The sequence below is a fragment of the Bacillus sp. H1a genome (assembly GCF_000633475.1).
Taxonomy (GTDB): Bacteria; Bacillota; Bacilli; order Bacillales; family Bacillaceae_G; genus Bacillus_A; species Bacillus_A paramycoides.
In genome coordinates, this window is sequence record NZ_AYMH01000041.1 from 111,270 (window position 1) to 122,210 (window position 10,941).

Consider the following 10,941-nt stretch of genomic DNA (forward strand, 5'->3'; position numbering starts at 1 on the left):
GATTTATAATAAAATTCTTCATAGTCTTCTATTTTTTAGCACATCATTTAAAAGAATCTGCACCATCATTATTACTTAATTATTCCTAGTCTTTGTATAATAGTTATTAAGATATAACAGATAGTTTTTCCCCGGAACATATGTGATTACTGTACATTAATTTTTTTAATAATCTAATGCATTTTCTTTATTCTTTATTGTATTCATTCCCTGAGATTGCTGAGCAAGCTCCGTACATTCATGAAAAGCGAAGTGCTTACATCCTATACATTTTTTCGTATTCAAATGTCTTAAAGCACAGTTGATCGCTTCCCCTGTATGATCAAAAAAGTTTTCTTCCCCAATCTCAGCGTATAATCCATTCTTATCTAGAGTTGTTTTTAGCTCTGATTGAATTCCTGAAACAAGAAGTACGCCACCTTGCTTTTTAAAATGCTGAACAATATTTCTAAAATAGGATTCTCCTGTTGTATCAATAAAAGGAACTTTTCCCATACGTAAAATTAAAACTTCGGGTTTATAATGAATGGTCGCTAGAATGTTTTGTTCGAATGTTTGAGCAGCCCCAAAGAATAATGGCCCTTCTATTGTGTAAATACTTATTTGTGGACAATCGTGAGCTTTATTTACCACATGTGGTAACAATTTTTCGTTCTTTCTTGTGTGATCTGGAAGCACTTTAGATATAACAAGCATGTTGCTCATACGTTTTGTAAATAAAATAACAGCTAAAATAAGTCCGATTTCCACAGCTGTTGTCAAACTTGTAAATACAGTCAGCAGGAATGTTACAAGTAATACAAGGGAATCCCCTGTCTTCATTTTAAGTATGTGAATAAAATGTTTTTGTTCGCTCATATTCCAAGCTACCACCATTAAAATAGGGGCCATACTAGCAAGCGGAATATGTGAAGCATATGGAGCTAACAGTAGAAGCGTGAATAACACAAATCCTCCATGAATAACACCCGACATCGGAGATACAGCTCCACTCTTAATATTGGTTGCTGTGCGGGCAATTGCTCCAGTTGCCGGAATACCTCCAAATAATGGTGTAACAATATTGGCAATTCCCTGACCAATAAGCTCTTTGTTACTGTTGTGTTTACTATTTGTCATACCGTCTGCCACGACAGCGGATAAAAGAGATTCAATACCACCCAACATGGCAATGACAAATGCAGGGCCAATTAACTGTTTTATACGCTCTACCGTGATTTCTGGTATATCAAACTGCGGAAGTGTATTGGGAATCGTGCCATATGCTGTACCTATAGTAGGTACATGACCTGAGAAAAATACAGTTGCAATTATAGTTGAAATCACAACACCTACTAATGAACCTGGTACTTTTGGCAAAATCTTTGGTGTTATGAGTATGACAAGAAAACAAATCAAAGCAGTTATAACACTGTAAAAATTGGTAGTACTGATATGAGTAAAGATTTCCTGCAAATTTGCTATAAATTCCTCATGCTTTTTTATACCTGTTAGCCCTAAAAAACTAGCAATTTGTCCCGTAAAGATAATGATAGCAATTCCTGACGTAAAGCCAATTGTTACAGGACGTGGAATAAACTTAATTAAAGACCCTAGTTTAAAAATTCCCATAAGACATAAAATAATTCCAGCTAATAAACCAGCAAGTAGTAAATCTTCATATCCATAGGTAATGACAATTCCTAAAAGAATTGGAACAAAGGCACCTGTAGGTCCTCCAATTTGATACTTTGAACCACCAAATAGCGAAATGAGTATCCCGGCAATACATGTTGTATAAATTCCATACTCCGGTTTAACACCAGAGGCTATTGCAAAAGACATAGCAAGTGGAATCGCAACAACTCCAACAATCATTCCTGAAAGAAGATCCTTTTGAAAATGACCCAATGAATATCCTTCAAACCTTCCCGTAAATAACCCTCTCATTACAAACCCTTCTTTTCTATTTTTAATAAATCTGGATTACAAATGCATTTCTCGTTCCCTTGTACAGGAGATTTTCATTTTCACAAAAGTTTTCATTTTCACAAAAGAAAACACCATCCTAATATTTACTATACGTTTTGCTTAAATGACGCTCTAATTCACCTATATCTCCACCTTGTTGTAAGTAGGATTCCAATCTTTCCGCTAGAAGTTCCCCAGCTCGACTATCTAGCTTCTTCGTATCTATAAACGATGTAATCCTTACATTATCTGGAGTTATATCTCTACGAAACATCTTTCCTGGAATTTCAATCCAAAAACGATTCCATTCATCCAATAATCCTATTTGATCCAATAAAAAACCTTGAATTCCACATAACCAAGCTGTACAAGCTGTATTTCTTTTTTGACACCCAACTCCATCTTGTAAATGCTGGCATGAAAAACAACAAGAATTCCCACTGTTAATACAAATATTACAAACGTGATGAGCTCCTATTGAGCGAAATATCTCAATCCCATGTTGGATGATATCTTCCTTCTTAACTTCAATGCTCAACCTACCCCTCCTTAACTATCGTTTCGCCTTCTGTTTCATCTAGCTCTTCTAGCATTGAAATCGTATCGATTAAATGATTGTTAAAAATTTTCCGTGCAACTACCAATAAATTCATAATCATAGGATCCCGAAGAGAATATAAAACTCGTTTTCCATCTTTGGTGCCAACAACAATATTTTTAGCACGTAGCACACTTAACTGTTGAGAAACAGCTGAACCTTCCTTATTAAGAATGCTTTGAATTTCATTTACACTTTTTTCACCTTCTGACAAAACTTCTAAAATACCTATTCGTAAAGGATGCGATAAGGCTTTAAAAAAATCAGCTTTAAATTGTTGCATTTCGGTTCCCATTAAAACACCTCTAGTATTTATTTTTAACTAAAACTCCAAAAGTATCATATACATCTTCAAATGTTTGAATATGTATATGATACTTCTAGAACTTACAATTTTCAATACAAATTTTGAAACGTTAAACGAGAACCAGAAACAAAAAAAGAGCTGTTGTCACTATAGGACAACAGCTCCCTTATATTTATTGCTTTCGGACAGCTTCAAAAGTAACAATTTGACCTGCATTCGATGGCTGATTTTTGTAAACATAATTAGCGGAGCATTTGACACTCCCACGGCTAAAGCCGCAAGTCCTACACCTTACGGTGTAACGGATGGGATTCTTGAATGACTAACCGTTCGCAGTTCATTTCTGTTTTGAACAGCCTTCAAGATAAGGGTGTGCCATCACCCCTCCTAAGACAGACCATATAGGTTCTTAGGCTGATTGAATATTACCATCAATCACAGTTGCGTAGCGAATGTTCATCGCCCCAACGATATCACGATGCTTCTCAAATCCACATTGGCACTTATATTTTCTATCTTGTGCTTTGTTCTTTTCAGAACACTTCGGACATGTTTGACTTGTATAAGAAGGATTCACATATTCAGTCTTTATACCAACTAATATCGCTTTGTACTCGATGAATTGCGCTAGACGAAAGAATGACCAAGTGTGTAGATTTTTTTCGTTTTTGCGGCTTGTTCGTGCCGTCTGTCTAATGTTCGTTAGTTGCTCTAATCGAATGACAGAGATATTATTATTCGTTGCGAAATCAACGATTTCACGACTCACTTTGTGGTCTTGGTCTTGCATCCATCTTTGTTCTTTATCATCAAGTTGCCGAAGGGCATTCAATTTCTTAGCTTCTCCTAACTTCTTGCGAATACTACGAAACTTACGTTTCATATATTTGTTTTGTCTACCATTTCCGAAGAAACGAACCTTATCATCGTCTGTGATGGCCACCGCGGGAGCTTTGAGACCTAAGTCCACTCCTAAAATCTTTGTTCCCATTTTTTCGTTTGTAGGGATTGTGACAGATATTTGAGCGATCCATTTAGTAGATTTCTTTGTGATACGAAGTGTACCTAACTTGTGTTTCAACAATTCAAAATTGCGATTGTATTTGTCGGTTAATAAAGCACGAATCTTTAACCGAGTTGACCTTCCATTTACCATAAAGGGTATTAAAATGTGCGTGAAGTCAAATGAATAGTTTTGGTTATTCCACACGCAAACAGGTCTTTTTAGAATCGGAACAATTTTGTATTTACTCTTTTTCACTTTTGTAGAAAATACACTTTTCGCATCTTTAATCGCTTGATTTTTAACCGCACTTGGAAGGTTTGCTTCAATATCCTTTGTGCTTTTCTTCGTGCTTTTCTTCGCTTCAACCATTTCAGATACCAGTGTATTAATGAGTTTAATATAATCTGAACTACTTTGTTCCAATAGCCTAATTTGTTCTTTTGTCGGAAGCAATTTAACTTTGACCGTGATGGTTTGTGTCACAAGTTTCACCCCCTCGTTTTTTGACTTTCAACATAATGTTGTATTGTTTCACTTGATACATTCCCAGCAGTAGAAATAAAATAGGAACGTGTCCACAGACTTGGCAAATGCGTGAGATGAGAAAACTCTTCTCTTAAACGCTTCGACGTCACTCCTTTAATTTTCGCCATAATATCAGCAGGGCTAAGTGTTGGTAGTGCATTTAAGAACAAGTGAACATGGTCTTTGTCACATTCCATTGCAATAATAACAATATCTAGTTCGTTACATAGCTCTTGTACCAACGCTTTGAAACGTTCTTCTACTTTTGCGTTAAGAAAAATCTTTCTTCTGTATCGTGGGCAAAACACAAAATGGTAATTAATTAATGAAACGGTTGTTTTGGTTTTTCTATAATCATTTATCATGCTTACAATGTATCAGTTTGATTGAAAAACTGATACATGAAAGGTAAAAAAATAAAGGATACCCACACTTTTGATACCTAAAGTGCCACAAACCTTGCGGTTATTTAGTAGCACTCCGTATCCAACCTCACTTTCATCCCATGCCTAAAGGCAATGGGCTTTCTTGTTCGGGAAGGGCTGTAATTCTTCTTTCTTTATAAAAGGGAATTCCATACTTGTTTATACTCTCCATTAGGGTACGTCTTCAATAAACTTTCTCATATGTCCTTATTAACATAGCGCTCTAGGTACTTACTGTTTTTCCCTACACTCAATGAAAAATTGGTTTCTATGCCAATTTTCCATTCAAGCATTGTTAATAGCATTTCTCTTACACTATTTAAGTGTTCATAAGCGTAAAGTATTTCTTCTCTCCATAACCCTTTAGCTACATTAGTCGAAATCCACCAAAGTTCATTTCAACAATCAGCCAAAAGACAGCGGATGGTTTTTTAACCCAATATTCTTCATCTGTTGGCTCATCTAGTGTAGGCATTTTTTCATCTTTATCTAACAAAATAATTGTTAATCCATCTTCAGAACAATACTCATTTTTTTCCTCAATAGTAATAAGCATTAAATTAAATCAATTCTATTCCATCCTCAAATAACATGAAACAAAGTATCCTACCAGAAATTAAATACCGCTTATGGAACCTTCTTAACGTACGGAAAAACTAAGTTTTTTTAATAAAAAATTCCTTATCGTACGAAATTCGTGTTTTGTTGGCGGGACCCTATCGCTATCAAGCCAACAAAGAGACTAATAATATCAAGGAAAGGCTTTCTTTTCAATAGGGTACATTCTATCAATAAGAGAAATATGTAATTATGCATATCCTTTTTCATTATTTCAATAGTATTAAAACTTAATATATAATTAAAAGGTTTTTTGATGGATTGATGAGGAGATGCGAGTATGAAGAAAGTCATGGGACTTATAGTATCATTATTTTCTACCTATGCACCAACGTTTACAGAAGCAGCCAAAGTTTTAAATAAAGTAGGCTGGGTGAGGGAAAAAAGAGAGCCTGCTCTTAATGAGTGAACCTTTTTTTATAACGTTTCTTTTTAGAAAACCTTTTACATATGCGTTATAGATCATATTCACAATGTCAGTCCTTGATACGTCTGTAAAAACTTATCAAAAGGTGTACTTTTTGATACACAGCATATAACTTTTTAATTAATTAAGCATATTCCCCTTTTTCGGGGGGATGAGCAAAAACACCTGGTTTAAAAAATTTCACAACAGAACCAGATAACGTGATAAAGTATTAGTTACTGTGCATGTAATTATAAAAAAAGAGCCTTCCCAAATGATGTTTGTAATAGTTTATACGATTTTAGGAAATTAATAGCATTTTATACCGCTATTATTAACCTAATTTCCAAGAAACAGAGGTGATAGTAGGTGACTAAACCTATCAAAAAAAATAGTCGTTATATGGTTGGATTGGATAGTCTAAGGGGTCTAGCTATACTAGGTGTTATTTTGTATCATATTAATTTTAATTGGATGCCTGGAGGATTTTTAGGGGTTACTGTATTTTTTGTACTCTCAGGTTATTTAATTACAGATATTCTAGCGATGGAGTGGAAGAGAAATAAGAGAATTGATTTGAAGAAATTCTGGCTTAGTAGGGCAAGGAGATTGCTTCCAGGAATGATTGTTATGCTCGTTATAACGTTGGCATGGATTACGATTTTTCATAGCTCTTTACTTGAAAAAATGCGTGGAGATTCATTAGCGGCGTTATTTTATGTTAGTAACTGGTGGTATATTTATCATAAATTATCGTACTTTGATAATTTTAACCAGCTTTCTCCATTGAATCATTTTTGGTCGTTAGCAGTTGAGGAACAATTCTATGTGGTCTGGCCATTTATCATTAGTTTAGGATTTTACTACATAAAAAAACAATCCCGTATGATTTTATTGATTTGTCTGGGAGCTGCTGCTTCAGCTTTAGCGATGGCAATTTTGTATGAACCTGGAGCTGATCCTAGCAGAATTTATTATGGCACAGATACGAGGGCCTTTTCTTTACTTATTGGAGCGGCACTTGCCTTACTTTGGCCAAGCAATAGGCTTGCAAATAAAATTATTCCGAAGGCGCGTCTCATTCTTGATGTGGTGGGAGGAACTGCTCTTATTATTATTTTGGCTATGTTTTGGAAGACGAATCAATATGATCCGTTTCTATACAAGGGAGGAATGGTTCTTTTATCAATTGCAACAGCATTGTTAGTGGCAAATCTTGCTCATCCAGCTAGCCGTATCGCTCAATTTTTACGATTTAAACCTTTACGTTGGATAGGGGTAAGGTCGTATGGCATTTACCTTTGGCATTATCCAATTCTTACATTGACGACTCCAAAAGTAAATGCTGGAGATTTTTCACCAATAAGAGCAATTCTTCAATTTCTTCTGATTATAATGATTGCGCAAATTTCATGGAAGTATATTGAAAAACCAATCCGACAAGGTGCGCTCCGAAATATTCAGTTTAAGAATTTAAGACTTCAAAATGTCGCTTTAGGTGTTAAGTTAGCTTTAATTTGTGCAGTATTCGTTTCGTCGATAGCCGTCTTTGGGTTATCAAATGCTAGTAAGGCTAAGGAGAATCCTCAACTAGATAAGGTGGAGGCAGAACAAACACAACCGGCGAAACATCCAGTTGCAGTTTGGGATGATCCAGCCCAAGAGGCAGAGACGCCCCAAAAACAAGAAGAATCAAAAGAAGTAAATTCTGAGCAAACTAAAAATTCTCTCACCGTTACAGCGATAGGCGATTCCGTTATGGTTGATATTACTCCGTATTTAAAAAATGCTTTTCCTGATATTAGGATTGATGCACAAATTGGTCGCCAGCTGTCAAAAGCGATTCCTGTAGTTGAACAGTTAAAGAATGACGGGAATTTAGGAAACTATGTCATTATTGGATTAGGTACAAATGGAGCCTTTACTACGGAGCAACTTGTATCATTAATAAATTTAATTGGGAATGAACGTAAAATAATATTTATTAATACGAGGGTACCACGTCCGTGGGAATCAATTGTGAATGAGAGATTGAAAGTGACAACATCTAAATATCCTAATATAACTCTAGTTGATTGGTATGCAGCAAGTGCTGGAAAGAGAGACTACTTTGCACCTGATGGTGTGCATTTAACCAAAGTAGGTGCAGAAGCATATGCAGCACTTGTAGCCAAAGCGGTGAATGGTTCTGGTGCAAAAAAATGATAAATAAAAAAGAATCAAGGATTCCTAACGGAATCACCTGTTAAGCAGTTAATCCAAACAGCTGGTTGATAAAAATATTCTGATTTTGGACAGACTGGTCCTGCAAATCAATTTGTTCTTTTTTGAGCATATGCATGGCTTCAACACCACTCAATATAGAAGCTGATGTTTTGTATGATTTAAATCCCAACATAGAGCGTATACGTTTTTTAATAAGGGTTTCTAGATACATTAAATACTAATAGGGATAGCATCTCATCGCTATCAAATTGAGGTAAATTTGTATATACATAATAAGAACAACGCTATTCTTTCTGTAGAATCATAGGAAAGGATAGCGTTTTTTATGTCTATTTCTGTGCCTGACGAATTACAACTATTTGCTCAAGAGATTCAAAGTTTTTTATTTCCAAATACCTTACAAGATCTTGCTAGAGATGTTAGTTTTGTACAAAGAACCAGTAAGTACCAATCAAAAGATTTAGTCGCTTTATGTATATGGGTGAGTCAAAATGTAGCAATGACTTCTTTAGCTCAGTTATTTAGCCGTTTAGAAGCATCAACAGCAGTACTGTACTCATCAGTCCTGAGGGACTGAATCAACGATAAAAAAGATTGATAAAAATAAGCTATTTTACCCCATGCAAATACAGGATTTCGCAAAAAAATTTTCATTTTTTTACAAATAAAGAGTTTAACCCAAAATGATTGGTTCGATTAACTATCTTTCTTTAAATAATGGTTGGGTCTTTTCTAAAAATGATTTAGTACCTTCTCTGAAGTCCTCTGTGGACGCTATCAAACCAAAATAATCTGCTCCAAGACGTGCGGACTCTTCTAAAGTTAAATTACCTCCCCGATGAATTGCCTCCCAAGTCATTTTTACTGCGATAGGAGCCTGAGATAGAATTTCTTGGATGAGCGCTTCTGTCTCTGATAATAATTTATCAGGCTCAACAGTCCTATTAACCAGTCCTATTCTATAAGCTTCGTCTGCGCTTATCACGCTTCCAGTGAGCAACAGTTCTGTAGCACGCCCCTTACCTATAAGTCTGGGTAATCTCGTAGTCCCTCCAAATCCGGCAACAGCTCCAATACGGACTTCAGGATGTCCTAATCTAGCATGATTAGCGCAAATACGGATCGTACAGGATTCAGCTAACTCAAGTCCACCTCCTAGTGCAAATCCGTTGATGGCAGCAACAACCACTTTTCCTAATGACTCGATTTTATGAGTAACCATAACAGCCAACTGAGCTAAATCCCGTACTTCTAGTGGAGTGGCTTTATTGAGAAACTGAATGTCAGCACCTGCGGAAAATGCCTTTTCTCCAGCACCGATAATTATCAATGCTTTTACACTTGAATTAGTTTTAACCCTGTCCAAGACGGAAGAAAGTTGCTCAAGAACATCTCGGTTTAACGCATTTAGTGCTTCCGGTCTGTTTAATGTAATTCTTGCAATACCATTTTCCTCAGTGTAGAGGACGACACTTTTGTTTAACATTTTAATCCCTCCAATAGTTTAGTGTGCCGACACAAAAGGCTACTAATTTCTATCGCTTCTTTTTATAACATTAAGAGAGGATTTTTTACTGAGATGTCATCACCGACTGATTGCTCGTTCATAAGTGAGATTATATTTGGAATATACTGCACAACTCAAAAAAAGTTTTTTATTCATCAATTTAATCCCGTAGAATGTTCTTGTGGCGAAACATCTTGCATTTTTAACCACGACTAATATTCAGACACAGAACCTATCCCGCAGCCCTCCTTAAACCGCTTTTCAATATAAAATGTTCTTCTTCGGACATAAAAATCCTCTTTAGGAAAAAATACTTAAGGGGATAAAACTTCGCAAATTTCTTTTAAAATGTCGCGCCTTTCTTCTAAACATCGCATCTTTTTTTAGGGTACAGACTCATACCCATCAAGTTAAAATTTATCTAACTTTTTATTCCACATAGTTTTTTAATATGATTATCTAATTAGATTAATAATTTGATAATCATATTAAAAACTAACCTCCCTTTAAATTAGAAAGAAACCCCAAATGATAAATTTCATTTTTCCGTCATCCTTATTAGCCGACATAATTCAAAAATGCTATACATCTCCTGTATAGCATTTTTGATCTTATATGCTACAAAAACATAGCCGTTACTAAACTTATGACTGAACAAATGCACAACAGCGACCCGATATAGGGGTACCGCCACACATCCATCAACTTAAGGATTTAGACTATTCTTGAAGTTAAAAGCACGTTACTATTCTCTTATGTTAATGAGAAAGGGTGACGTGCTTTTTATGAATATGCATCAAAAACAAGAGTTGTCTTTATTTGCCGAAGAGTTATATCGCTATATGTCTCCCGCTACACTTAATCAATTAGCTATAGAAGCAGGCGGAATGAAAAGAAAACGTAAGTGCCATGGGCACCATTTTTTATCTTTGTGTGTATGGTTAAATCAACAAATCGCTACTACCTCTCTTACTCAACTTTGTAGTCAATTAGAAACTTCAACAGGAATTTTATTAAGTCCTGAGGGACTTAATCGGCGATTTAACTCGGCTTCTCTAGCCTTCTTTCGAACTGTATTCACTACACTTCTACAGGCTAAAATTTGGGGATTATCTAAGATTTCTCATGCTCTTTCTGCCTATTTTGAGCGTATTCTTATCCTTGATTCTACAACATTTCAAGTGCCGGATCGATTTGCATCTACTTATCCTGGTGCCGGAGGATGTAGTCATAAAGCTGGTGTAAAAATTCAACTAGAGTATGACTTGTTGAGTGGAGAATTTTCTGATGTGAAAATTGAACCAGGAAAACGAAGTGATCAGGCGTATGGTGCGACTCGAACAGGTATGGCGCAAAAGAATGAACTATATATT

At 35.6% G+C, this 10,941-nt stretch carries 9 protein-coding genes and 4 pseudogenes; 4 read left to right on the forward strand and 9 right to left on the reverse strand.

The window, feature by feature from the left end; all coding sequences use genetic code 11:
• Positions 1 to 165: 165 nt before the first annotated feature.
• The 7 genes and pseudogenes from sulP to U860_RS31755 form a co-directional block, all read right to left on the reverse strand.
• Positions 166 to 1,929 carry a sulfate permease gene (gene sulP, locus U860_RS0118785; RefSeq protein WP_025149718.1) on the reverse strand — a complete coding sequence of 588 codons (1,764 nt, stop codon included), beginning with the start codon at positions 1,927 to 1,929 and terminating at the stop codon, positions 166 to 168.
• A gap of 118 nt (positions 1,930 to 2,047) precedes the next feature.
• On the reverse strand, positions 2,048 to 2,488 hold the full coding sequence (locus U860_RS0118790) for a hypothetical protein (RefSeq protein ID WP_025149719.1): 441 nt from the start codon (positions 2,486 to 2,488) through the stop codon (positions 2,048 to 2,050).
• 1 nt (position 2,489) lies between these two features.
• The gene (locus U860_RS0118795; RefSeq protein WP_002175213.1) at positions 2,490 to 2,843 is read right to left on the reverse strand and encodes a metalloregulator ArsR/SmtB family transcription factor; all 354 of its coding nucleotides are present in this window, start codon (positions 2,841 to 2,843) and stop codon (positions 2,490 to 2,492) included.
• Between the two features lie 184 nt (positions 2,844 to 3,027).
• Positions 3,028 to 3,138: pseudogene (locus U860_RS36555) on the reverse strand (class I SAM-dependent methyltransferase); the annotation flags it as partial.
• A gap of 126 nt (positions 3,139 to 3,264) precedes the next feature.
• Positions 3,265 to 4,344, reverse strand: coding sequence for an RNA-guided endonuclease TnpB family protein (locus U860_RS0118800; protein WP_025149720.1), 1,080 nt, complete (start codon positions 4,342 to 4,344; stop codon positions 3,265 to 3,267).
• 5 nt (positions 4,345 to 4,349) lie between these two features.
• Positions 4,350 to 4,751, reverse strand: a complete 402-nt coding sequence (tnpA, locus tag U860_RS0118805) for an IS200/IS605 family transposase (protein ID WP_025149721.1) — start codon at positions 4,749 to 4,751, stop codon at positions 4,350 to 4,352.
• Between the two features lie 260 nt (positions 4,752 to 5,011).
• Positions 5,012 to 5,404, reverse strand: a pseudogene (locus tag U860_RS31755) (aminoglycoside 6-adenylyltransferase); the annotation flags it as partial.
• 305 nt (positions 5,405 to 5,709) lie between these two features.
• Between U860_RS31755 and U860_RS36885 the strand changes: the two are divergent.
• Both U860_RS36885 and U860_RS0118820 read left to right on the forward strand, forming a co-directional pair.
• Positions 5,710 to 5,838, forward strand: a complete 129-nt coding sequence (locus U860_RS36885; protein ID WP_275887060.1) for a hypothetical protein — start codon at positions 5,710 to 5,712, stop codon at positions 5,836 to 5,838.
• A gap of 366 nt (positions 5,839 to 6,204) precedes the next feature.
• The gene (locus tag U860_RS0118820; protein WP_025149723.1) at positions 6,205 to 8,040 is read left to right on the forward strand and encodes an acyltransferase family protein; all 1,836 of its coding nucleotides are present in this window, start codon (positions 6,205 to 6,207) and stop codon (positions 8,038 to 8,040) included.
• A 40-nt stretch (positions 8,041 to 8,080) separates the two neighbouring features.
• Here the strand turns inward: U860_RS0118820 and U860_RS33750 are convergent.
• Positions 8,081 to 8,254: pseudogene (locus U860_RS33750) on the reverse strand (IS6 family transposase); the annotation flags it as partial.
• A 132-nt stretch (positions 8,255 to 8,386) separates the two neighbouring features.
• Here U860_RS33750 and U860_RS31765 point away from each other — a divergent pair.
• Positions 8,387 to 8,646: pseudogene (locus U860_RS31765) on the forward strand (IS4 family transposase); the annotation flags it as partial.
• Between the two features lie 115 nt (positions 8,647 to 8,761).
• Here the strand turns inward: U860_RS31765 and U860_RS0118830 are convergent.
• Positions 8,762 to 9,547 (reverse strand): enoyl-CoA hydratase-related protein, encoded by a 786-nt coding sequence (locus tag U860_RS0118830; protein WP_025149724.1) that lies wholly within the window; start codon positions 9,545 to 9,547, stop codon positions 8,762 to 8,764.
• A gap of 806 nt (positions 9,548 to 10,353) precedes the next feature.
• Between U860_RS0118830 and U860_RS0118835 the strand changes: the two genes are divergently transcribed.
• The coding region (locus tag U860_RS0118835; RefSeq protein WP_029953034.1) for an IS4 family transposase at positions 10,354 to 10,941 on the forward strand (588 nt) is incomplete at its 3' end.

Coding starts and splice junctions, on each gene's coding strand:
- sulP (WP_025149718.1), bottom strand. CDS start 1,929: ATGAGAGGGTTATTTACGGGAAGGTTTGAAGGATATTCATTGGGTCAT.
- U860_RS36885 (WP_275887060.1), top strand. CDS start 5,710: ATGAAGAAAGTCATGGGACTTATAGTATCATTATTTTCTACCTATGCA.
- tnpA (WP_025149721.1), bottom strand. CDS start 4,751: ATGATAAATGATTATAGAAAAACCAAAACAACCGTTTCATTAATTAAT.
- U860_RS0118830 (WP_025149724.1), bottom strand. CDS start 9,547: ATGTTAAACAAAAGTGTCGTCCTCTACACTGAGGAAAATGGTATTGCA.
- U860_RS0118795 (WP_002175213.1), bottom strand. CDS start 2,843: ATGGGAACCGAAATGCAACAATTTAAAGCTGATTTTTTTAAAGCCTTA.